Below are 22,022 nucleotides of genomic sequence, written 5' to 3' on the forward strand. Positions count from 1 at the left end.
GGGCGGGCTAAGGGACCCGCTCCATGTGCTCGATCAGGCGCTCGAAACGCGCCCGCCAGCCGTGCTCGCTCCCGCCCTCGGGTTCCGCGGCCGGAGCGGTGTCCCCCGCGTCGTCCTCGTCGTCGTCCCGGCCGCCCTGGAACTCGTAGGTGAACCGGAGGACGCACCCGCGCTCCCCGTCCCGCTCCAGGTGGAACCGCATCCGGCCGCCGCCCTCCACCGTGTACTCGGCGACCCGGTCCACGTCCCACGCGGTGACCTGTCCGCCGCCCAGGCCCGGCAGCCCGATCACGCCCCCGTACCGGGGTTCCAGCACGTCGACGGGCCCGAACCACTGCGCGAGCCCGTCCGGAGTGGTGAACGCCGGCCAGACCGCCTCCATGGTCCGCGGCAGCCGCACCAGGAAGTGCAGGATGCGGATGTCGCCGTGGGTCTGGCTGGTGCCCTGCTCGATCGAACCGCTCATGACACCAGCGTGACCCCGACCGACACCTCACGCACCCCTTGGCGGGCCGGTGGTCACACCCCCGAGTAGGAGTGCTTTCCGCTGACGAAGATGTTGACGCCGTAGTAGTTGAACAGCCAGCAGGCGAAGGCGATCAGGGCGAGGTAGGCGGCCTTGCGGCCCTTCCAGCCGGCGGTGGCGCGGGCGTGCAGATAGCCGGCGTAGGCGACCCAGGTGATGAACGACCAGGTCTCCTTGGGGTCCCAGCCCCAGTAGCGGCCCCAGGCGTCGCCCGCCCAGATCGCGCCCGCGATGATCGTGAACGTCCACAGCGGGAAGACGGCCGCGTTGACGCGGTAGGAGAACTTGTCCAGGGAGGCCGCGGCCGGCAGCCGGTCCAGGACCGAGTTCGCGAACCGGCCGGGGGCGCCGCCGCTCGCGAGCTTGTTCTCGTAGGAGTCCTTGAACAGGTACAGGATCGTGCTGACCGCACCGACGTAGAACACCGCGCCGCAGAAGATCGCGGTGGAGACGTGGATGTACAGCCAGTAGGAGTGCAGGGCCGGGACCAGCTGGTCGCTCGCCGTGTAGAGGACGGTGACGGCGAGGCCCAGGTCCAGCAGCACGGTGGTGATCAGGAACAGGCCGAGCCAGCGCACGTTCTTCCTGAGCGCCAGCAGCGCGAGGTACACGCCGACGGCCACCGTGGAGAAGGTGAGGTTGAACTCGTACATGTTGCCCCAGGGGGCGCGCTGCACCGAGAGGGCCCGGGTGAGCACCCCGCCGAACTCGACGAGGAACGCGAGCACCGTGAGGGAGACGGCGACACGGCCGTAGAGGTCGCCCTGCTCGTCCCCGCCGTGCGCGCCCGGCCCGTCGGGCACGTCACGCGCGCCGGCCGCGGACCGTACGACGACCTTCGGGCGCTCCAGCACGGCGGTGTTGCCGGCCTTCTTCACGGTCACGGCCGGGCCCTTCGCCGCCGTGGCGCCGGCGGTGAGCGCGGCGGCCGTGCGGCCGACCTTGCTGCGGCTGCCGAAGAGCCATTCGGCGATGTACGCGAAGAAGGCCAGGGTGTAGACGGCCATCGCGGAGTAGATCAGCGTGTTGCTGACGTTCGCGAGGTTCTCGTTGGTGGCGGCGGCGAGAGTCATTTCTCCAGCCCTTCGGCAGGTACGGCTCGGGGGTGGGGGGTCGTGGAGCCCGGGGCGGCTTCGGGGGCGGTGCCCGGGGTCGGCTCAGGGGCGGCGTCGGGGTCGGGATCGGTCCCCGGGCCGGGAGGGCCGTCGGGATCGTCCTCCGGGTCGGGCGCTGCGGGGGCCTGGTCGTAGAGGAGCCCGGCGAGGTCGCCCAGCTCCTCGGGGAGCTTCGCGGACTCGCTGCGGCCGAGGCCGGCCATCTCCACGACCGTCACCCCGTCGGCGCCCTTCACCGCGCGCACCCACACCCGGCGGCGCTGGATGAACAGGGAGGCGGCCAGGCCGAAGATCGCGGTGAGCGCGCCGCCCAGCGCCCAGCCGCTGCCGGGCTGCTGGGTGACCTGGAAGTTCGCCCACTCCTTGGTGCCGTCGTAGGTGATCGAACCGGCGCCGCCAGGAAGCGTCAGGGTCTCCCCGGGCTTGAGGTTCTCCCGCATCTGGATGCCCTTGGCGTCCTTGAACGCCTTCATGTGGCTCTTGTCGAGCTGGTACACACTCTGCGGGATGCCCGCGTCCACGCCCAGGTCCCCGTGGTACGGCACCAGGTTCAGCACCGGGTTCAGCAGGGCCGGGAAGACCGAGGACACCTCGTTGCCCTTGGCGTAGCTCGGCAGCAGGAAGGCCTGGAAGGCGAGCTGCTCGCTCGTGCCCTTGGCGTCGCGGTAGCCGTCGTAGACCTTGATCACACCGGAGGACGTGACGTTGGAGTCGAGCGGCAGCAGGGGCACGGCGTCGCGGTAGACGACCTCGCCCTTGCCGTCGCGGACGGTGACGACCGGGGCGTAGCCGTGGGCGGTGAGGTAGACCTTGGAGTCGCCGAGCTCCAGCGGGTGGTTGACCTTGACGACGGTCTTGCGGTCCTTGCCGTAGGCGCCCTCGGAGTAGGTGAGGGAGGCCTGGTAGGTGCGCGGGGTGCCCTTGTTGGGGCCGGACACCTCGTAGGTGCCCTTGAAGTCGTCCAGGGTGAAGCTGAACGGCGCCAGGTCGTCGGTGCTGAAGAGCGTGCCGGACTTGATGTCGTCGTACTGGGTGAGGGTGTTGGAGAACCCGCCGCCCTCGACGATCAGCTTGTTGCCCTCCATCTTGAACAGCTGGCCCCAGGCGAAGGCGACCAGCATCACGATGAGCGCGATGTGGAAGGCGAGGTTGCCGACCTCGCGCAGGTAACCCTTCTCGGCGGCGACCGCGTCACCGGCGAGGTGGGCGCGGAAGCGGCGCTTCTTCAGCAGCGCGAGGGCGGCCTCGCGGACCTCCTCCGGTTCGGCCCCCGTGCGCCACGTGGTGTGGGCGGGCAGCCGCGTCAGCCGCCTGGGCGCGCCCGGCGGGCGGCCGCGCAGCTGGCCCACGAACTGCCAGGTGCGGGGGATGATGCAGCCGATGAGCGAGACGAACAGCAGGATGTAGATCGCGGAGAACCACACCGAGCTGTAGACGTGGAACAGGCCGAGCTTCTCGTAGATGGGCCCGAGGGTGGGGTTGTCCTTGAGGAAGGCGGCGACCTTGGTGGCGTCGGTGCCGGTCTGCGGGATCAGCGAGCCGGGGATCGCGCCGAGCGCGAGCAGCAGCAGGAGCAGCAGCGCGACCCGCATGGAGGTCAGCTGCCGCCAGAACCAGCGGGCCCAGCCGACGACGCCGAGCGCGGGGCCGCCGGAGAGCGTCTCCGCCGGGGCGGTGGACAGCTGGGAGCCGGCCGCACCGAGGTCCTGGTCGTCGGGGGCGGCCGGGGTCTGCTCGCCGGCGGTCGTGTTGCTCATGGATCAGATCCCCACAGTGAAGCCGGTGGACCAGGACTGCATGTCCTGCACGAGACTGTCCCAGACGCCGGTCAGCAGCAGCAGACCGGTCACGATCATCATCGTGCCGCCGATCCGCATCACCCAGACGTAGTGGCGCTTGACCCAGCCGAAGGCGCCGAGCGCCTTGCGGAAGGCGACCGCGGCGAGCACGAAGGGCACGCCGAGGCCGAGGCAGTAGGCGACGGTCAGTATCGCGCCGCGGCCCGCGCTCGACTGCTGCGAGGACAGGGCGAGGACGGAGGCGAGGGTCGGGCCGATGCACGGCGTCCAGCCGATGCCGAACAGCGCGCCGAGCAGCGGGGCGCCGGCCAGACCGGCGGCGGGCCGGCGATGGAAGCGGAACTCCCGCTGGGTCATCCAGGGCATCAGGCCCATGAAGAAGACGCCCATGAGGATCATGAGCACGCCCAGCACATCGCTGAGGACGTCCTTGTTGTCCTGGAGGGTCTCCCCGAAGTAGCCGAACAGGGCGCCGCTGGAGACGAACACGGCGGTGAAGCCGAGGACGAACAGGGAGGCGCCGGCGACCATCCGGCCGCGCCGGGCCTCGCCGAGGTCGGTGCCGGTGACCCCGGTGACGTAGGACAGGTAGCCGGGGACGAGGGGCAGGACGCAGGGGGAGAAGAAGGAGACGAGGCCGCCGAGCACGGCGACGGGCAGGGCGACGAGCAGGGCGCCGTTGAGCACCGTGCCGTTGACGCCCTCCTGGGCGAGTGTCGTGACCGTGCTCACGTCACTTCTCCGCGAGGACCGGGGAGATCATGCCGCGCAGCTTCTCCTCGCTGAGCGCTGCCAGCGAGCGGGCGGCGATCTTCCCCTCCCGGTCGATGACGAGGGTGGAGGGGATCGCCTGCGGGTTGAGCGTGCCCCGCTTGAAGCGGAGCATCAGCTTGCCGTTCGGGTCGTAGAGGCTCGGGTACGTCACGCCCTGCTGCTTCTCGAAGGAGCGGGCGTTGGTCACCTCGGCGTCACGGGTGTTGATGCCGACGAACTGCACGCCCTTGTCCTTGAGGTCGCTGTGGACCTTCTCGAAGTTCGGCGCTTCCGCACGGCAGGGGGCGCACCAGGAGCCCCACACGTTCAGGACGACGACCTTGCCCTTGAAGGAGGAGACGTCGAGCTGCCCGCCGTCCACGGTCGTGCCGGAGAGGTCGGGAGCCTCGGCCCGCTCCCCCTTCTTCGCGGTCGCCACGCCGTCCGCGCCCATGATGAAGTTGGTGTCGCCGCCCCCGCCCGAGGTGCCTCCTGAGGTGCACGCGGAGACGAGCAGCGCCGCGACGGCGGCGCCTGCGGTCAGGGCGGCGCGGCGCGTTCGGGTCCGGTTCCTCGAGCTTCGGGGGGCGCGGCAGGCGGCACTCATGTGAAAAGTTTCGCATGCCCGTTCTGGGGATCTTGCGCACCCCCCTTGCGGGTGGAAACCCGCATTTCAGGCGGCGGACGGCCGGGGGGAGACGGGGGCCTGGGCGCCGAGGAAGGCCTGCCAGCCGCCGGGCGGCCGCCGGCCGACCTCCAGGGTCCTGAGCTTGGCCAGCACCTCGGGCCTCTGCACGTCGAGCCAGTCGACGAACTGCCGGAAGGAGACCAGCCGCACGTCCGCGCCCTTCTCCTTCTCCCGGGCGATGTGCTTGAAGGCCTCCTCGACGGCGTCCATGTAGATGCCGCCGTTCCACTGCTCGAAGTGGTTGCCGACGAAGAAGGGCGCGCGGTTCGTCTCGAATGCCCGCTTGAATCCCTGTATGTACGCCTGGGCGGCCTGTTGGCGCCAGCGCGGGTAGTTGTGGCTGGGCGCCTTGGTGGAGTTGATCGACTGGTTGGCGAGCATGTTGTAGTCCATCGACAGGACCTCGAACCCCCGGCCGGGGAACGGTATCTGCTGCAACGGAAGGTCCCATATGCCCTGCTTCTTGGTGGGCCAGACCTGACGGCCGCCGGGCGAGGAGGCGTCGTAGCGCCAGCCGAGGGCGCGGGCGGTGGGCAGCAGGTTGTCCTGGCCGAGGAGGCAGGGGGTGCGGCCGCCGACGAGTTCCTTGTCGTAGTCGAAGGGCAGCGCGGGCAGGTCGGTCCAGCCGGAGTTGGTGCGCCACTCCTTCACGAAGGCCTTGGCCTGGTCTATCTCGCTGCGCCACTGCTGGGAGGTCCAGTTGCCGACCGAGCCGCTGCCCTCCCCGCAGAAGTGCCCGTTGAAGTGGGTGCCTATCTCGTGCCCTTCGAGCCAGGCGCGGCGCAGGTACTTCAGGGTGTCCTTGATGTGGGCGTCGGTGAGGTAGCCGATGTCGGAGGCCCCGCGACGGTTGCCCGGCGGGTCGTAGAGCCGCTTCTTGGACTCGGGCAGCAGGTAGATGCCGGAGAGGAAGAAGGTCATCGCCGCGCCGTGCTCCTTGGCGAGGTCCAGGAAGCGCGGGAAGAGCCCGTTGCCGACCTCGCCGGCGCCGTCCCAGGAGAAGACCACGAACTGCGGCGGCTCCTGGCCGGGTTCGAGCGGCCGGGGCGCGGCGGGCTGGTGGGGCTGCTTGCCGGTGAGGGAGGTGGAGCCGTCACCCAGGGGGCGGGCCGGGGCGGTCGGGCTCGGGCTGGGCTCGGCCGAGCCGGAACGGTTCTTCCCGGAACCGGACGACGGCTTCGATCCGTCCGGGTCGGCGGAGCCGCCGCATCCGGCGAGTCCGGCGGCGGCGACGGCTCCTGCTCCGAGCCCGATCGCTCCCCTGCGGCTGAGAGTGCGCATGGCATCCCCGTTCGTCACGTCCTCTGGTGGTCACCCACTGAGAGGACGCGGCGAACAAAGGGGTTCCGCTTGTTCGTGCGAGTTTCGTAACGATGGCCGGGAATGAGCCAGTTGATCCCGGCGGGGAATCCGGGGCGTGTGAAGTGTCTTACGCCCCGAAGGCTTTGCCCTTGCCCTTGACCGGCTTGGCGCCGGCGAGGAGGTGGGCGGGGACGAGGTCGCGGGCGGGCTCGGTGTAGCCGACGGAGACGATGGTGTCGCCGCGGTAGGTGAACGTCGTCAGCGAGGCGAGGGTGCACTGCCGCTTGCGCGGGTCGTGCCAGAGCCGCCGGCGCTCGACGTAGGACCGCACGATCCAGATCGGCAGCTGATGGCTGACCAGCACGGCCTCGTGCCCGCGCGCCTGGTCCTTCGCCGCGTTCAGCGCGCCCATCATCCGCACGACCTGGTCGACGTACGGCTCGCCCCAGGACGGCTTGAACGGGTTGACGAGGTGCTTCCAGTTCTCCGGCCGGCGCAGGGCGCCGTCCCCGACGCCGAAGGTCTTGCCCTGGAAGACGTTCTCGGCCTCGATGAGCCGCGCGTCGCTGTCGAGGTCCAGCCCGTGCGCCTTGGCGATCGGCGTGGCCGTCTCCTGCGCCCGCTCCAGGGGGGAGGCGCACACATAGGTGACGTCGCGCGGGGCGAGGTGCTCGGCGACCCGGTCGGCCATCCGCCGGCCCAGCTCGGAGAGGTGGTATCCGCCGAGACGGCCGTAGAGGACGCCGTCGGGGTTCTCCACCTCGCCGTGGCGCATGAGGTGGACGACGGTGATGTCGCTGTCGTTCCCGGTGCCCGGGGTCTTCTCGGTGCTCACGCGGTGGCCTCCGCAGCCGCTCGGGCCGCCGCCGGGAGGGCGTCGGCGATCCGCTGGAGGGCCCGCTCGTCGTGGGCCGTGGACACGAACCAGGACTCGAAGGACGAGGGCGGCAGATAGACGCCGTTCGCCAGCAGCGAGTGGAAGAAGGCGGTGTAGCGGAACGAGTCCTGCGCCCGCGCGTCCGTGTAGTCGCGCACCGGGCGGTCCGTGAAGAAGACGGAGAACATGTTGGAGGCGCTCTGCAGCCTGTGGGCCACGCCCTCCTTGGACAGCGCCTGGGACACCAGCGTCTGGACCTGCTCGGACACGGCGTTCACCGTGGCGTACGCGGCGTCGTCGAGCAGCCGCAGCTGGGCGAGGCCGGCGGCGGTGGCGACCGGGTTCCCGGAGAGGGTGCCGGCCTGGTAGACGGGCCCGGCGGGGGCGAGGTGCTCCATCACGTCGGCGCGACCGCCGAACGCGGCGGCCGGGAAGCCGCCGCCCATCACCTTGCCGAAGGTCATCAGGTCGGGCCGGACGCCGTCGACGCCGTACCAGCCGGCGCGGCTGGTACGGAAGCCGGTCATGACCTCGTCGGAGATGTAGAGCGCGCCGTTGGCGGCACAGGCGTCCTTGAGGCCCTGGTTGAACCCGGGCAGCGGCGGCACGACGCCCATGTTGCCGGGCGATGCCTCGGTGATCACGCAGGCGATCTCGCCGGGGTGCCGGTGGAAGGCCTCGTGCACGGCCTCCAGGTCGTTGTACGGCAGCACGATGGTGTCACCGGCCTGGGCGCCGGTGACGCCCGGGGTGTCCGGCAGCGCGAAGGTGGCGACGCCGGAGCCCGCCGCGGCGAGCAGCGAGTCGACGTGGCCGTGGTAGCAGCCGGCGAACTTGACGACCTTGGTGCGCCGGGTGAACCCGCGGGCCAGCCGGATCGCGGACATGGTCGCCTCGGTGCCGCTGGAGACCAGCCGCACCTGCTGGACGGGCTCGACGCGCGCGACGATCTCCTCGGCGAGGGCGACCTCGCCCTCACCGGGCGTGCCGAAGGACGTGCCGCGGGCGACGGCCTCCTGGACGGCGGCGATGACCTCGGGGTGCGAGTGCCCGAGGATCATGGGGCCCCAGGAGCAGACCAGGTCGACGTACTCCCGCCCGTCCGCGTCGGTCAGGTAGGGGCCGGATCCGGACACCATGAACCGGGGCGTTCCGCCCACGGCGCGGAAGGCGCGCACCGGCGAGTTCACGCCGCCCGGCGTGACGGCGGCCGCCCGGTCGAACAGGGCCTGCGAGGCAGGCGCATCGTATGAATACGGCATTTCACTCATGACCTGCGGCTACTCCGACCTTCTCCGACTTCTGGGGGGTCTCGGGACTGCGTTGCCAGTGACCCCCTCAGGGTAGGCCAGCGAGGATCGGCCACAACGGGGGCCGTCACCGAGTCCCCACCGGCCGGTCGTCTGCGAAACTGAAACGGACCGAGCCTCGTGGACGTAGCTCACTTACGACGATGTGTCGTGTGACTGCGCACATCCCGCGGACGCGAGTTCACCGCACGTTTCGGCGTGCGGCCGCGGGGGAGGTCACTGACACGATGATCGGGTTGCGCGGCGGGGGCCGCGCGTCCTAGAAAAGCAGTCGGGTGGAGATATGCATCGCGGTGGCGGACTGGGCGAGGGGACTGATGACCTGGGTCCTCGACGTGCCCGGCGGGGAAGGCACCGGCGCGACGCGGAGGAAGTCGACGACGTACGACAGACACAGGGCGTACCCGGCATGCCGGACGTGCCCGGGGTACCGAGCGAGTCCGAGCGCCTCGACCAAGCGGTCGAGCGGCTCTCGGCGGGGAGCAGGAATGGTGGTCGGGTGGGGGTGACGTACAAGTACTTCGGCGCGCCGGACGGCGCCACCGCGGCCCGCGTCCCGATCTCGATGCGCCCCGAGGAACTCGGCGGTGACGAGCTCGGCATGGGCGGCATGTTCACCAAGATCAAGCCGGAGACGATGGCGGCGATGGTCCTCACGGGCATCGAGGGCGTCCCCCTGCACAAGGTGCCGCCGCTGGAACTGGTCGTCCTGCACCCCGACTACGCGGTCGTGAAGCTCCCCATGACGGTCGTCGACCCCCTCCGCGACATCGGCGAGGAGGCGGTGGGCGCGGCGGCGTTCATCTGGTCCACGGTCCCCGACCGCGGCGGCCCCCGCGACGCGTTCAACGTGTACCAACTCCTGCACGAATGGCAGGACTTCAGCCACCGCCTGCACGAGGCGGGCCATCAGCCTTACTGCCTTGTGTGGCCCTGAGCGGGGCCACCCATTGCAGGGGGCGGGCTTTCGACCTCCTGAACGGCGAATCGACAGGTATGCGCAGCGTCCCCACTTGTGTCATCGGAAGCTCCGACAGGGATCCGATCGTCACCGGCGAACATGATCCCGACAAGTTTGTCGAGGTCGGATCCTTCACCAAGGTCATCACCGGAACGATCCTGGAGCAGCTGGCCTCGCACGGCGTGCTGAAGCCTGACGATCCCGTCGAACGATGGCTCGGCGTGCCGCCGGGCACCGGCATCACTTTGCGTCACCTCGCGGAGCACACCTCAGGTCTGCCTCGACTGCCTCCGGGAACATCCCGCCTCGACCCGTACAAGAAGTTCACCGATGACCGGTTGCTGGGCCTGCTCGCCGGCCTCGATCAGCTCGCTGTCGCCCCGGCCGGAGAGCATGAGGAGTACTCCAACTTCGGCTATGCGGTGCTCGGGGCTGCCATGGTCTCGGCGACCGGGCAGAAGTACGAGGATCTCGTCACCGAACTCGTGCTGTCCCCGCTCGGCCTGCCGCCTGGGGCCATGAGTGCCTGCCCACCGCAACGCAGTCGGCTGCTGCCGACAGGTCTGTTCGGCCGCACCATGAAACCGTGGACCATGACGGGAGCCATCCTGCCCGCCGGCGGCCTGTGGGCGACTCCCCGCACCGTGGCACGCGTACTGACGGGTCTTGTACACGACCGTTCGCTGGGAGAACCTGGGCTGGGGTGGCAACGCACCGGCCCGCTGCCCGTGATCTGGCACAACGGAGCCACGCGCACCGCGTCTGTCTTCGTCGGCGCCGTCCCGGACGGGCGTTGGACGGTGGTGCATCGCCTGAGCAGTTCTCCCGACGTCACGGATCGCGTCGGCTTGGACTACCTGCGTGCGGCAAAGGGACAGCGCGCGGTGTGAACTGCCTCTCGCGACAAGGGGCGAGGCCCGTTGGCCTCGCCCCTTGTCGTGTGCGCCGGGGGCGCCGTCAGGGGCGGTCGCTCCGGGGGGTGGCGGAGCGGCGGGGGGCGCGGCTGCGGTCCCCGGTTCGCGGGGTGTCGGTCTTGGGGGTCGCCCGGCGGCCCGACCCGCGCGTCGGCTTCTCGGAGGCGGAGGGCGTGGAGCCACGGCCGGCCGCGGTTCCGTTCGCCGTCCTGTTGCCGCCGTTCGCAGTCCTGCCTGTCCCGTTCGCGGCCCTGCCGGTCCCGTTCGCAGTTCCGTCGGCACCGGTGCGGCGAGCGGCGGAACCGGTGGGCTTCGTGCGGCGGGTGGTGCCGCGGCCGCCTGTCGCGGGGGCGTCCTCGGATGTCTTCGCCCGGGCCGGGCGGCCTTCCGTGGGCGTCGCCGGCCTGCGGGCGCCCTCGGGGCGGCGTCGGCGGGAGGGCTTCTGGCGAGGCGCCTGAGGCGTCTGCGGCTGGGGGACCTCGACGGTGACGGCCACTCCGGACGGCTCACGGGCACCGGTGAGGGTCGCCAGTTCCGTGTCGCCCGAGGTGACACGGGCCGTGCGGGGGCGGATGCCCGCGTCCGACATGAGCCGCGTGACGTCCCGCTTCTGGTCCGGCAGGACCAGCGTGACCACGCTGCCGGAGCCCCCGGCGCGGGCCGTACGGCCGCCCCGGTGGACGTAGTCCTTGTGGTCGGTGGGCGGGTCGACGTTGACGACGAGGTCGAGGTCGTCGACGTGTATGCCGCGGGCCGCGACGTTCGTCGCCACCAGCGCGGTGACGTGGCCGCTCTTGAACTGTTCCAGGGTGCGGTTGCGCTGCGGCTGGGAGCGGCCGCCGTGCAGTGCCGCCGCGCGGACGCCGACGGCCAGCAGCCGCTTGGCGAGCCGGTCGGCGGACCTCTTGGTGTCGAGGAAGAGGATGACCCGGCCGTCACGGGCCGCGATGCGCGTGGTGACGGCCTTCTTGTCGGTCTCGTCCTGGACGTGGAGCACGTGGTGCTCCATGGTGGTCACCGCTCCGGCGGACGGGTCCACTGAGTGCACCACCGGGTCGGTCAGGAACCGCTGGACCAGACGGTCGATGTTGCGGTCCAGGGTGGCCGAGAAGAGCATGCGCTGCCCGTCGGGCCGCACCCGCTGGATCAGCTTGGTGATCTGCGGCAGGAAGCCCATGTCGGTCATCTGGTCGGCCTCGTCCAGCACCGTGATGCGTACGTCGTCCAGCACGCAGTCCCCGCGGTCCACGAGGTCGTTGAGCCGGCCGGGGGTCGCCACCAGCACCTCGGCGCCGCGGCGCAGCGCACCGGCCTGCTTGGTGATGGACAGCCCGCCGACCACGGTGGTCAGCCGGAGGTTGACCGCCGTCGCGTAGGGCGTCAGCGCGTCCGTGACCTGCTGGGCGAGTTCCCGGGTGGGCACCAGCACGAGGGCGAGCGGCGCCTTGGGCTCCGCGCGCAGTCCGGCCGTGCGGGCCAGCAGCGCCAGTCCGAACGCGAGGGTCTTGCCCGAGCCCGTGCGTCCGCGGCCCAGCAGGTCCCGGCCGGCGAGCGAGTTCGGCAGCGTCGCGGCCTGGATGGGGAAGGGGCTGGTCACACCCTGTGCGGTGAGCGTCTTCAGCAGTGCCGCGGGCATGTCCAGAGCGGCGAAGTCCTCGACGGCGGGAAGCGCGGGGGTCGTGCTCTCCGGCAGCCGGAACTCCGTGGGCGACGCCCCCGACGACGACGAGGGTGAGGGGGACGAGGTCCGCCGGTTCGGCTTCTGGGACCTTCTTCGGGACATGCGGCTACTGCCTTCCTGGGAACAGCACAAACCGGGGTCCGCACCATGACGGTGCGGACCCCGGTGAGTGGATACGCGTCCGGCGATCAGGCGGGGACGATGTTCTCCGCCTGCGGGCCCTTCTGGCCCTGCGTGACGTCGAAGGAGACCCGCTGGCCCTCCTGGAGCTCGCGGAATCCCTGGGTCGCGATGTTCGAGTAGTGGGCGAAGACGTCAGGGCCGCCGCCGTCCTGCTCGATGAAACCGAAACCCTTTTCGGAGTTGAACCACTTCACGGTTCCCTGTGCCATGACATTTCTCCTTCTGTAGGCAGAGGCCCCATCCGGAGAAGCCGGAAAAAACTGATGCGCCTGAAGGAGAAACATTCCCGTCAGGCGCACATAAGTTCATGGGTACCACAACTGCAACGGTTAAACCGTAGCACAGCTTGCCGGTCCGGGGAGGAAATCAACACGCCCGACCGGGTGAGGACGGCGACTCAGACCTCGTCCAGCCGGTGATCCGCGGGGCCGCCGCCCACCGTGAAGCCGATCGTGGAGCCGCCGCCCTCCCGGCGGGCGGCGAAGGGGGCGCCGCCGTGGGCCAGGGCCACCTCCCGGACGATCGACAGACCGAGCCCCGAGCCCGGGAGGGAGCGGGCGTCGGCGGCGCGGTAGAAGCGGTCGAAGACACGGGTGAGGTCGGACTCGCTGATGCCGGGACCGCGGTCGAGGACCTCGATACGGACCGGTCCGGGGCCCGCCGGGCCGGTGACGGCGATCTCGATCGGGCCCGCTCCCCCGCGGTCGAACTTGGTCGCGTTCTCCACGAGGTTGCTGAGCGCCCGCTGGAGCATCGCCGGCCGCCCGTCCGTGGTGGTGTCCCCGCTCACGCGGACCAGGATGGTCCGCCCGGTACGGCGGCGCGCGAGCCCGGCGACGTCCTCGGCGAGGTCGGCCAGATCGACCCGCCGGGGCGGCTCGGTGTCCGACTGACCGGCCGCCAGCTCCACCAACTCGTTCACGAGATCGGTGAGTTCACGGGCCTCCTGGCTCAGGTCGGCGACCAGCTCCTCACGGGCCGCGGGCGGCAGCTCGTCGATACGGCGCAGCAGCGAGATGTTCGTGCGCAGCGAGGTCAGCGGGGTGCGCAACTCGTGCCCCGCGTCCTGCACCAGCCGCCGCTGGTCCTCCTCCGACTGCGCGAGCCGCCCCAGCATCCGGTCGAAGGCCCGCCCGAGGCGGCCGACCTCGTCATGGCCGGTGACGGGCACCTGGACGCCGAGCCTGCGGGTGCGGGCTACGTCCTCGGCGGCGGTGGTGAGGATGACCAGGCGGTGGGTGATGCGCCTGGCCAGCCACCAGCCGAACAGGCCGGCCGCCGTCACCACGGCGATCATCAGGATCAGGGTCCGCTGCTGGAGCGCCCGCAGCAGGTCCTCCGTGCCGCTGAACTCCTGCGCGATCTGCACCGCGCCCCGGCCGCCGCCGAGCGCGACGGTCGCCACCCGGTACGCGTCGTGGCCCACGTCGACGTCGCCGTGCTCGGTGAGCGTCCCGGCGGTCGCGGCGGCCGCGATGTCACGGTCGGCCGCCCTGACCGGCAGCCCGGGCGCGCCGGGGTCGACGACCGCGCCGTCCGGCCCCAGCACCTGCACGTCCGTACGGGCCGGGCGCACGATGTCGTGGCCGGGCGCGGACGAGGAGAAGTCACCGGGCCGCATCGCCCGCGCGCGCACCTCGTCCCGCAGGTCCTGCACGACCTCGTCGAACACCGACTCCTGGTCCACCCGCACCAGCCGTGCCGCGGCGCTGTACGACAGGACGCCCACGAGGACGGTGACGACGGCGGTCACGGTGGCGAAGGACACCGCGAAGGTGGTGCGCAGCGAGACCAGCTTCGCGCGCCGCCGGGACAGCAGCCCGCCCACCCGGCCGCCCGTGCGGACAGAACGGCCCGTGCGAGCCATCGCGTCAGTCTTCCCGCAGCACGTAGCCCACGCCGCGCACGGTGTGGATCAGCGGCGGGGCGCCGCCGGCCCCGTCGAGCTTGCGGCGCAGATAGCCGACGTAGACGGCGAGGTTCTTGGAGCCGGGGCCGAAGTCGTAGCCCCAGATGCGGTCGTAGATCGTGGAGTGGTCGAGGACGATGCCGGCGTTGCGCACCAGCAGTTCCAGCAGCTCGAACTCGGTGCGGGTCAGCTCCAGTTCCCGCTCCCCGCGCCAGGCCCGCCGTGCCTGCGGGTCCATGCGCAGCCCGGCCGCCTCCAGGAAGCGGGCGGGCGGCGCGGTCGGCTTCGGCGGGACCTCGGGCCGGGCGCCGGGGCCGGTGCGGCGCAGCAGCGCGCGCAGACGGGCGAAGACCTCCTCGACGTCGAAGGGCTTCGGCACGTAGTCGTCGGCGCCCGCGTCCAGTCCGGCGATCCGGTCCGCGGTCTCCACGAGCGCGGTCAGCATCAGGATCGGAGTGCGGTCGCCCTCGGCGCGCAGCACCCGGCAGACCTGGAGGCCGTCGATGCCGGGCATCATCACGTCGAGGACGAGGACGTCCGGCGGCGACTTGTGGGCGTGCGCCAGCGCCTCCACACCGTCGGCGACCGCGGTGACCTCGTAGCCCTCCAGGGTCAGGGCCCGTTCCAGGGCATGGCGGATGGCGCGGTCGTCTTCGGCCAGGAGCACGGTCTGGGGCACGGCGTCCACTCTGCCAGGGCCTCCGGCGGTTCGGCTGGTTCGGGCGGGGTGCAGCGGGGCTTCTTACTCGGCTCTCACTTCCGGAGTGGGCGGTGCCGGGGGCTGCCGCCCCCAGCACCGCTTCGGCCCTGGACGGGCCTCGTCCTCAAGCTCCCCCAGAGGGGGGGACCCCCAGACGGGCTGACGAGACCGGCCGGCGCCGAGTGGTCAGCGACGCGAAAGCGACGCCAGTCGTTCCGCGAACGGGGTGACCTCGACGCCGCCGGCCTTCGGTCCCCTCGCCGTGGGCAGGCCCTTCATCAAGGTCGCCAGTTCGCCCGCCGCCCGGTCCACCCGTTCGGGCAGTCCCTGCGCGCCCCAGTCCTCGGAGGCGGCGTAGACCGCGGTCGGGACCACGACGGCCCGCAGGTAGGCGAACAGGGGGCGCAGCGCGTGTTCCAGGACGAGGGAGTGGCGGGTCGAGCCGCCGGTGGCGGCGATCAGGACCGGCTTGCCCGCCAGCGCGTCCCGCTCCAGGACGTCGAAGAACGACTTGAACAGTCCGCTGTACGACGCCGAGAACACCGGCGTGACGACGATCAGGCCGTCCGCAGCGGTCACCGCGTCCAGCGCGGCCGCCAGCCTGCGCCCGGGGAAGCCGTTGGTCAGGTTGTGCGCGATCTCCACGGCGAGGTCGCGCAGCTCCACGACCTCCACCTCCGCCGCCGCCCGCTCGGCGGTGGCCGTCGCCAGCCGGTCGGCCAGCAGCCGGGTGGACGACGGGACGCTCAGTCCCGCCGAGACGACGACGAGTTTCATGCGACGGTCACCTTCCGGTCGGCCTTGAGGGAGGCGTGGGTCGGCGCGTCCGGCACGTTCGCCGGGCGGCCCTTGGCGAACTCCTCGCGGAGCACCGGCACGACCTCCTCGCCGAGCAGGTCGATCTGCTCCAGCACGGTCTTCAGCGGCAGGCCCGCGTGGTCGACGAGGAACAGCTGGCGCTGGTAGTCGCCCGCGTACTCGCGGAACGTCAGGGTCTTCTCGATGACCTGCTCCGGGGTGCCCACGGTCAGCGGGGTCTGGTCGGTGAAGTCCTCCAGGGACGGCCCGTGCCCGTAGACCGGCGCGTTGTCGAAGTAGGGGCGGAACTCGCGCACCGCGTCCTGCGAGTTGCGGCGCATGAACACCTGGCCGCCGAGGCCGACGATGGCCTGCTCGGCCGTGCCGTGCCCGTAGTGCGCGAAGCGGGCGCGGTACAGCTCGACCATCCGCTTGGTGTGGTCGGCCGGCCAGAAGATGTTGTTGTGGAAGAAGCCGTCGCCGTAGAAGGCGGCCTGCTCGGCGATCTCGGGCGAGCGGATGGAGCCGTGCCAGACGAACGGCGGCACACCGTCCATCGGGCGGGGCGTCGAGGTGAAGCCCTGGAGCGGCGTACGGAACGTGCCCTCCCAGTCGACGACGTCCTCGCGCCACAGCCGGTGCAGCAGGTGGTAGTTCTCCAGGGCGAGGTTGATGCCCTCGCGGATGTCCTTGCCGAACCAGGGGTAGACCGGACCGGTGTTGCCGCGGCCCAACATCAGGTCCACGCGGCCGTCGGCCAGGTGCTGGAGCATCGCGAAGTCCTCGGCGATCTTCACCGGGTCGTTCGTGGTGATGAGAGTGGTCGCGGTGGAGAGGATCAGGTTCTCCGTGCGGGCCGCTATCCAGCCGAGCATCGTGGTCGGGGACGAGGGCACGAACGGCGGGTTGTGGTGCTCGCCGGTGGCGAAGACGTCCAGGCCGACCTCCTCGGCCTTCTGCGCGATGGCGACCATGGCCTTGATCCGCTCACGCTCCGTCGGCGTGCGCCCCGTGGTGGGGTCCGGCGTGACGTCGCCGACGGTGAAGATCCCGAACTGCATGGCCGCTCAACCTCCAAAATTGTTTACTGTTCAACTATACCGCTGAACGACGGCGCCCCGGCTCCTATTCCCCTCCGCAGGGACCGCTCGCCGGGTACCCCGATCACCGGGGAACGAGTAGCGGGAGCGATGTCAGTGGCCCGTCCTACGATCGACGCATGGCCGCCCCACGCCGCGACACCCGAGGCATCGTCGACGCCGCGGAGCTCTTCGCGCGCGTCCGCTTCCGGCGCCGCGAACCGGCCCCGCCGCTGCGCCCCTACCTGGAGCACTACTGGCTGATCGACTGGGACCTGGACCAGCCGTACGCCTCCCATGTCGTCCCGCACCCCTCGGTGAACATCGTCTTCCAGCGGTACGGGGACCAGGCTCCCTTCGCCGAGATCGCCGGCGTCGGCCTCGGTCTCTTCACACGGAAACTCGAAGGCGCCGGCCGGGTCTGCGGTGTGCAGTTCCGGCCCGGCGGCTTCCGCCCGTTCGCCCCGGACCGCCCGGTCGGCGACTGGACGGGCCGCCGCGTACGCCTGGCCGGCGTCGACCCCGCCGCCGTCCTCGGCCCCGACGACGAGGACGCCCGCGTGGCGGCCCTCGACGCCTGCCTCCTCACCCTCGGCCCCCGGCCCGACCCGGACGCCGACCGGGCCATGGCCCTGGCCGACCGCATCCGCGCCGACCGCACGATCCGCCGCGTCGCGGACCTGGCGAGCGCGGAGGGCGTCTCGGTCCGCGGCCTCCAGCGCCTCTTCGCCGCCCATGTGGGCGTCGGCCCCAAGTGGGTCATCCTGCGCTACCGCATCCACGAGGCCCTGGAGCGCGCGGAGACCTCGACGAACGTCGACTGGGCGGTCTTGGCCGCCGACCTGGGTTACGCGGACCAGGCCCATCTCGTACGGGACTTCAAGGCGACCGTGGGGGTGCCGCCGACCGCGTACTCACCGGGCCGGAGAAAACGTGCGGGTCACGAGCCGATCGGCAGCGAGTCCGTGTAGCCGTTCGTGGGGCGCTCGACCTTCTCGACGCCCCGGGCGTCCAGGGCGACCGCCGCCGACGACGTCCCGAGGGCGCCCTCGGGATGCCAGGTGCCCGTCACCGTCACCCAGGCATCGGCCTTCGGCGCCTGAACCCCGTACACCCGCACCTTCACCGACTGGGCGTCCGCCGCGCAGCACGACAGCAGGATCCGGGTCAGGTACCAGCCTTCGCGGCCGTCGCCGGCCGGGGTGACGAACCCCGTCATCCGGACCGTACGGCCCTTGATCGCCTGCTTGGCGTCCTGCTGCACCCGCTGGGTGAAGTCGGTCAGCGTGATCGGCAGCGGCGAGGTCGCGGGCAGCGGGCCGAACCCGTCCTCGTCGACCACGGCGACCGCCTTGGGCGCCTCACGGGCGGCGGTGTACGAGCCCAGCGCGGGCGGGGCGTAGAAGAGCAGGCTGAGCGCGGGGAGGAACAACAGCCAGGCGACTCGGGGGACGCCGGAGTGGTCGTGCCCGTGAGCGCCTTCACCGGCGTGGCCGTGGATGTCATCGGCACCGTCGTCGTGCGGGGTGTGCGCGTGGCCGCCCGGCCCGTCACCCGCGTGCGCGTGACCGTCGTGCACCCGGCCGCCCGGCCCGTGGTCGCCGGCGTCCCGGGCCCTGGCGCGCCGCGCCGACCAGGCCTCCGCCGCCCCCAGGAGCACCAGCACCGCCCCCGACGCGATCAGCAGCGGGCGCATGCCCTCCTTCACGTAGCGCAGATAGCCGTCGGTCAGCAGCGAGGCCTGCAACAGGCCCAGCCCGCAGAGCACCAGCAGCCCCGCCTGCGCGAACCGCTTCACAGGAGCACCCCTCCCACCACCGCGCTGCACACCACCGCGACGACGGCCGTGGCCGTCGAGAAGCGGATCGCGAAGGCCCGCCCGAACGTCCCCGCCTGCAACGCGATCAGCTTCAGGTCGACCATCGGCCCGACCACCATGAACGTCAGCCGCGCCACCGGCGAGAAACCGGTCAGCGAGGCCGCCACGAACGCGTCCGCCTCGCTGCACACCGCCAGCACGATCGCCAGCACCGCCAGGAACAGCACCGACAGCCAGGGCGACCCGGCGAACGTGTCGACGACCGAACGCGGCACCGCCACGTTGAAGGTCGCCGCGGCCATCGCGCCGACCACCAGGAACCCGCCCGCGTGCAGGAAGTCGTGCTGGAAGCCGCGCCGGAACTCCGTCCACCGGCTGTTGCCGGGCCGGTGCCCGGTGTGCCGCACGGCCGGCTTCAGCCATTCCGCACGCCCCAGCCAGAGCCACAGCCAGCCCATCACGGCCGCGGTGACCAGCGAGGCGAGCAGCCGCGCGAGCACCATCGCCGGGCTGCCGGGGAAGGCGATCGCGGTGGCCGTCAGCACCACCGGGTTCACGGCCGGCGCGGAGAGCAGGAACGCGAACGCGGCGGCCGGGGTGACCCCCCGGCCGATCAGACTGCTCGCCACCGGCACCGACGCGCACTCGCAGCCCGGCAGCACGACCCCCGCGGCCCCCGCCACCGGCACCGCGAACGCCGGCCGCTTCGGCAGCAGCCGGCTGAACACCCGCTCGGGCACGAACGCGTTGATCGCCCCCGACAGAGCCGTCCCCAGCAGCAGGAACGGCATCGCCTGCACGGTCACCGCGAGGCACACCGTCCGCCACGCCTGCACGGCCGGCTCTTCCAGCCCCCGCCCGACCAGCACCAGCAGTGCGCCCGGCGCCACGGCGGCCGCGAGCAGCAGCACAAGCCAGTGCCGGGGCAGCCCGCGTGCGGGCCGCGCCTCCCGGTCGCCGTCCTGCCCGCGGCCGCCCTCGCGCCCGTCCCCGCTGTCCGCCCGTACATCCGTGTGTATGCCGGTGTCACCGACCGCCCCCATGCCCTACACCGCGCCTTCCCGCAGCCGCGCGACCTGCTCGCCGCTGAACTCCACGGTCCGCCTCATGTGCCCGACGATCACGGCGAGTTCGGTGTCGTCCAGGTCCTGGAAGAGCGGCGACCAGTCGCCGCCCAGCCGCTCGCAGGTCCGCCCGAACTCGGCGATCCGCTCCGGCACGGCCGCCACCAGCACCCGCCGCCGGTCGGCCGCGTCCCGCCGCCGCACGACATAGCCCGCCTTCTCCAGCCGGTCCACCAGCCGGGTCGCCGACCCGGTGGTCAGCCCCGTCAGCTCCGCGACCCGGCCCGTCGTCACCGGCTCCCGCTCCAGCGACAGCAGGTTCAGGCACTGCAGATCGGTGGGGTGCAGCCCGAGGCGGTCGGCGACGGCCTGGTTGAACAGCGCGAACGCCGCCATGTACCGGCGGGAGACGGTGGACAGCTCGTCCAGCAACCGCGACCGCACGTTCCCGGACATCGCCCGCACACCCTTTCGTCAGCGCCGTCCGCGCATCGTACGACGCCGCGGAACCGGCCCGACCGGAAGACGGCGCCCGGCACGTGCGACGCTGCTCGTGTGTCCGTGCTCCGCCCCGCCGCCCTGTTCACCGTCGCCGCGCTGCTGGAGATCGGGGGCGCCTGGCTGGTCTGGCAGGGGGCGCGCGAGCACCGCGGATGACTGTGGCCCGGCGCCGGCGTCATGGCCCTCGGCGCGTACGGCTTCGTCGCCACGCTCCAGGCGGACGCCGAGTTTCGGCCGCGTCCTGGCCGCGTACGGCGGGGTGTTCGTCGCCGGTTCGCTGGCCTGGGGCATGGTCGCCGACGGCTACCGCCCCGACCGGTGGGACGTGACCGGCGTGCTGGTCAGCCTCGCCGGCATGGCCCTGATCATGTGGGCGCCGCGCAACGGCGGCTGACCGGGGGCGACGCGAACCGGTGCGCCCGAAAAGCAAGATCACCGGTCGCCGGTGATCTCCGCGTGCCTATCCTGGCTGCGTCCCTCGCGCACCTCGCGTCGCGTCCCGCGCGCCGCCCACGCCGACCCAGGAGTCAGTCCCATGGCCACCGCCGTACCGTCCGCCGCCTCCCGCATCGCCGTCGTCACCGGTGCGAGCAGCGGAATCGGCGCCGCCACCGCCCGCCGGCTCGCCGCGGCCGGCTACCGCGTGGTCCTCACCGCCCGCCGCAAGGACCGTATCGAGGCGCTGGCCGAGGAACTGGTCGCGGCGGGCGGCTCGGCGACCGCGTACCAGCTGGACGTCACCGACCGCGCCGCCGTGGACGAGTTCGCCACGGCGTTCCGGACGATCGGCGTCCTCGTCAACAACGCGGGCGGCGCGCTCGGCGCCGACCCGGTGGCCACCGGCGACCCGGCCGACTGGCGCACCATGTACGAGACGAACGTCATCGGCACCCTGAACCTCACCCAGGCCCTGCTGCCCAAGCTGGTCGCCGGCGGCGACGGCACGGTCGTGGTGGTGTCCTCCACGGCCGGGCACGGCACCTACGAGGGCGGCGCGGGCTACGTCGCCGCCAAGCACGGCGCCCATGTGCTGGCCGAGACGCTGCGCCTGGAGATCGTCGGACAGCCGGTCCGGGTGATCGAGATCGCCCCCGGCATGGTGAAGACCGACGAGTTCGCCCTGACCCGCTTCGGCGGCGACCAGGACAAGGCGGCGAAGGTGTACGAGGGCGTGGCCGAACCCCTCACCGCCGACGACGTGGCCGAGACGATCACCTGGGCGGTGACCCGCCCCAGCCACGTCAACGTCGACCTCCTGGTCCTGCGCCCCCGCGCCCAGGCCTCCAACACGAAGGTCCACAGGGAACTCTGACGCCCGGCCGGCTCCCTCACCCGGCGGTGTGCGTGGGTGCGGCACACGCGGGGCCGCACCCCTTCACGGGCACTCGGGATCGTCCACGATCAGCGCGTTGGCGGGGACGGTGGACGAGGTCTCCCCGTCCGACGTCACGTACTTCGTCGTGACGTAGCTCCGCTTGCCCCTGCCCACGCACTTGGTGGCGAGGTTCCCGAACCCGTCCGGGAAGTTGTACACCTCGGCCGGGGTGTCCTCCCCCGCCTTCCCCAGCACCGGGGCGTCGCCCATGCCCCGCTCGTCGTCGTCCAGGGAGCACCCCGACAGGACGGCGGCGAGCAGCAACAGCAGCAGGGCGAGCGCGGACCGGGTCCCACGCCGCCCCCGACGCCTCAGCCCGCGCACGTCTTGTCCTCGACGAGCTGCACGTTGGACGGCCCGCCGCTGTTGGTCGTGACATACGCCCGGTACCCGTGCCCCACACACTTGGTCGCGAGGTTCCCGAACCCGTCGGGCATGTTGTACACCTCGGCCGGGGTGTCGTCCCCCGCCTTGCCCTGCACCGGGGCGTCGCCCTTGCCCCGCTCGTCGTTGTACTCGTCGGAGGAGCAGCCGGCGAGCAGACCTCCCAGGACCAGCACCAGTCCCGCCGCGCAGACCGACACACGCACGCGCTTCATCGCAACCCCCGTCATCCGGCATTCGGCGAGCCGGCTCCGGCAGCGGGCCGGACGGCTCCGTGCACTCGC

General features: G+C 71.8%; 23 protein-coding genes and 1 pseudogene. 5 read left to right on the top strand and 19 right to left on the bottom strand.

What is annotated here, in order from left to right; translation table 11 throughout:
• Nucleotides 1-7 precede the first annotated feature (7 nt).
• The 8 genes from ACIOC0_RS28865 to hemL all read right to left on the bottom strand — a co-directional run bounded on the left by ACIOC0_RS28865 (nt 8) and on the right by hemL (nt 8,331).
• Nucleotides 8-466 (bottom strand): SRPBCC domain-containing protein, encoded by a 459-nt coding sequence (locus ACIOC0_RS28865; RefSeq protein ID WP_402158672.1) that lies wholly within the window; start codon nt 464-466, stop codon nt 8-10.
• A gap of 53 nt (nt 467-519) precedes the next feature.
• Nucleotides 520-1,599, bottom strand: coding sequence for a c-type cytochrome biogenesis protein CcsB (gene ccsB / locus ACIOC0_RS28870; protein ID WP_402158673.1), 1,080 nt, complete (start codon nt 1,597-1,599; stop codon nt 520-522).
• Complete coding sequence (locus tag ACIOC0_RS28875) at nt 1,596-3,398, bottom strand: cytochrome c biogenesis protein ResB (protein ID WP_402158674.1); 1,803 nt, start codon at nt 3,396-3,398, stop codon at nt 1,596-1,598. The genes ccsB and ACIOC0_RS28875 overlap by 4 nt, the downstream gene beginning before the upstream one ends.
• Nucleotides 3,399-3,401: 3 nt before the next feature.
• Nucleotides 3,402-4,172, bottom strand: a complete 771-nt coding sequence (locus ACIOC0_RS28880) for a cytochrome c biogenesis CcdA family protein (protein WP_130440812.1) — start codon at nt 4,170-4,172, stop codon at nt 3,402-3,404.
• Nucleotide 4,173: 1 nt separating this feature from the next.
• Entirely contained in the window at nt 4,174-4,800 is a 627-nt protein-coding gene (locus ACIOC0_RS28885; RefSeq protein ID WP_402158675.1) for a TlpA family protein disulfide reductase, read from the bottom strand.
• Between the two features lie 66 nt (nt 4,801-4,866).
• Entirely contained in the window at nt 4,867-6,162 is a 1,296-nt protein-coding gene (locus ACIOC0_RS28890) for a hypothetical protein (RefSeq protein ID WP_402158676.1), read from the bottom strand.
• A gap of 148 nt (nt 6,163-6,310) precedes the next feature.
• Nucleotides 6,311-6,958, bottom strand: a complete 648-nt coding sequence (locus tag ACIOC0_RS28895) for a histidine phosphatase family protein (RefSeq protein ID WP_352245335.1) — start codon at nt 6,956-6,958, stop codon at nt 6,311-6,313.
• Between the two features lie 56 nt (nt 6,959-7,014).
• A complete protein-coding gene (gene hemL / locus ACIOC0_RS28900; protein ID WP_402158677.1) occupies nt 7,015-8,331 on the bottom strand; it encodes a glutamate-1-semialdehyde 2,1-aminomutase in 1,317 nt (438 codons plus the stop codon).
• 322 nt (nt 8,332-8,653) lie between these two features.
• On the opposite strand from hemL, the gene ACIOC0_RS28905 reads away from it, so the two are divergent.
• Both ACIOC0_RS28905 and ACIOC0_RS28910 read left to right on the top strand, forming a co-directional pair.
• Nucleotides 8,654-9,307: a hypothetical protein gene (locus ACIOC0_RS28905; protein ID WP_130440804.1), complete on the top strand. Its 654-nt coding sequence runs from the start codon at nt 8,654-8,656 to the stop codon at nt 9,305-9,307.
• A 59-nt stretch (nt 9,308-9,366) separates the two neighbouring features.
• Nucleotides 9,367-10,221 (top strand): serine hydrolase domain-containing protein, encoded by an 855-nt coding sequence (locus ACIOC0_RS28910; protein ID WP_402158678.1) that lies wholly within the window; start codon nt 9,367-9,369, stop codon nt 10,219-10,221.
• Nucleotides 10,222-10,288: 67 nt separating this feature from the next.
• On the opposite strand, the gene ACIOC0_RS28915 is transcribed toward ACIOC0_RS28910, so the two are convergent.
• From ACIOC0_RS28915 to ACIOC0_RS28940, 6 genes are all read right to left on the bottom strand, one after another.
• Entirely contained in the window at nt 10,289-12,028 is a 1,740-nt protein-coding gene (locus tag ACIOC0_RS28915; protein ID WP_402158679.1) for a DEAD/DEAH box helicase, read from the bottom strand.
• Nucleotides 12,029-12,114: 86 nt separating this feature from the next.
• Nucleotides 12,115-12,318 carry a cold-shock protein gene (locus ACIOC0_RS28920; protein WP_007502648.1) on the bottom strand — a complete coding sequence of 68 codons (204 nt, stop codon included), beginning with the start codon at nt 12,316-12,318 and terminating at the stop codon, nt 12,115-12,117.
• 188 nt (nt 12,319-12,506) lie between these two features.
• On the bottom strand, nt 12,507-13,976 hold the full coding sequence (locus tag ACIOC0_RS28925; protein ID WP_402158680.1) for an ATP-binding protein: 1,470 nt from the start codon (nt 13,974-13,976) through the stop codon (nt 12,507-12,509).
• Between the two features lie 4 nt (nt 13,977-13,980).
• Nucleotides 13,981-14,697: a response regulator transcription factor gene (locus ACIOC0_RS28930; protein WP_402158681.1), complete on the bottom strand. Its 717-nt coding sequence runs from the start codon at nt 14,695-14,697 to the stop codon at nt 13,981-13,983.
• A 207-nt stretch (nt 14,698-14,904) separates the two neighbouring features.
• Nucleotides 14,905-15,495 (bottom strand): CE1759 family FMN reductase, encoded by a 591-nt coding sequence (locus ACIOC0_RS28935; RefSeq protein WP_402158682.1) that lies wholly within the window; start codon nt 15,493-15,495, stop codon nt 14,905-14,907.
• On the bottom strand, nt 15,492-16,577 hold the full coding sequence (locus tag ACIOC0_RS28940) for an LLM class flavin-dependent oxidoreductase (protein WP_402158683.1): 1,086 nt from the start codon (nt 16,575-16,577) through the stop codon (nt 15,492-15,494). Before ACIOC0_RS28940 ends, ACIOC0_RS28935 begins: the two co-directional genes overlap by 4 nt.
• A 158-nt stretch (nt 16,578-16,735) precedes the next feature.
• On the opposite strand from ACIOC0_RS28940, the gene ACIOC0_RS28945 reads away from it, so the two are divergent.
• Nucleotides 16,736-17,566, top strand: a complete 831-nt coding sequence (locus ACIOC0_RS28945) for a DUF6597 domain-containing transcriptional factor (RefSeq protein WP_402158684.1) — start codon at nt 16,736-16,738, stop codon at nt 17,564-17,566.
• On the opposite strand, the gene ACIOC0_RS28950 is transcribed toward ACIOC0_RS28945, so the two are convergent.
• Genes ACIOC0_RS28950 through ACIOC0_RS28960 form a run of 3 tightly spaced genes read right to left on the bottom strand, consistent with a single transcriptional unit; the run spans nt 17,536 to nt 19,934 of the window.
• A complete protein-coding gene (locus ACIOC0_RS28950) occupies nt 17,536-18,393 on the bottom strand; it encodes a TIGR03943 family putative permease subunit (RefSeq protein WP_402158685.1) in 858 nt (285 codons plus the stop codon). The genes ACIOC0_RS28945 and ACIOC0_RS28950 overlap by 31 nt on opposite strands.
• Entirely contained in the window at nt 18,390-19,457 is a 1,068-nt protein-coding gene (locus tag ACIOC0_RS28955; protein ID WP_402158686.1) for a permease, read from the bottom strand. Before ACIOC0_RS28955 ends, ACIOC0_RS28950 begins: the two co-directional genes overlap by 4 nt.
• Nucleotides 19,458-19,460: 3 nt before the next feature.
• Nucleotides 19,461-19,934 carry a MarR family winged helix-turn-helix transcriptional regulator gene (locus tag ACIOC0_RS28960; RefSeq protein ID WP_130440789.1) on the bottom strand — a complete coding sequence of 158 codons (474 nt, stop codon included), beginning with the start codon at nt 19,932-19,934 and terminating at the stop codon, nt 19,461-19,463.
• 99 nt (nt 19,935-20,033) lie between these two features.
• On the opposite strand from ACIOC0_RS28960, the pseudogene ACIOC0_RS28965 reads away from it, so the two are divergent.
• Nucleotides 20,034-20,373: pseudogene (locus ACIOC0_RS28965) on the top strand (YnfA family protein).
• Nucleotides 20,374-20,514: 141 nt separating this feature from the next.
• Nucleotides 20,515-21,291 carry an SDR family NAD(P)-dependent oxidoreductase gene (locus ACIOC0_RS28970; protein WP_351094751.1) on the top strand — a complete coding sequence of 259 codons (777 nt, stop codon included), beginning with the start codon at nt 20,515-20,517 and terminating at the stop codon, nt 21,289-21,291.
• Nucleotides 21,292-21,354: 63 nt separating this feature from the next.
• Here ACIOC0_RS28970 and ACIOC0_RS28975 read toward each other — a convergent pair whose 3' ends face one another.
• Together ACIOC0_RS28975 and ACIOC0_RS28980 are read right to left on the bottom strand one after the other, a co-directional pair.
• Nucleotides 21,355-21,678 carry a hypothetical protein gene (locus tag ACIOC0_RS28975; protein WP_402158687.1) on the bottom strand — a complete coding sequence of 108 codons (324 nt, stop codon included), beginning with the start codon at nt 21,676-21,678 and terminating at the stop codon, nt 21,355-21,357.
• A complete protein-coding gene (locus ACIOC0_RS28980) occupies nt 21,666-21,953 on the bottom strand; it encodes a hypothetical protein (protein WP_402158688.1) in 288 nt (95 codons plus the stop codon). Before ACIOC0_RS28980 ends, ACIOC0_RS28975 begins: the two co-directional genes overlap by 13 nt.
• Nucleotides 21,954-22,022: the final 69 nt, after the last annotated feature.

Origin of the sequence: Streptomyces sp. NPDC088254 (genome assembly GCF_044740925.1) — a bacterium.
In the GTDB taxonomy this organism is placed as follows: domain Bacteria; phylum Actinomycetota; class Actinomycetes; order Streptomycetales; family Streptomycetaceae; genus Streptomyces.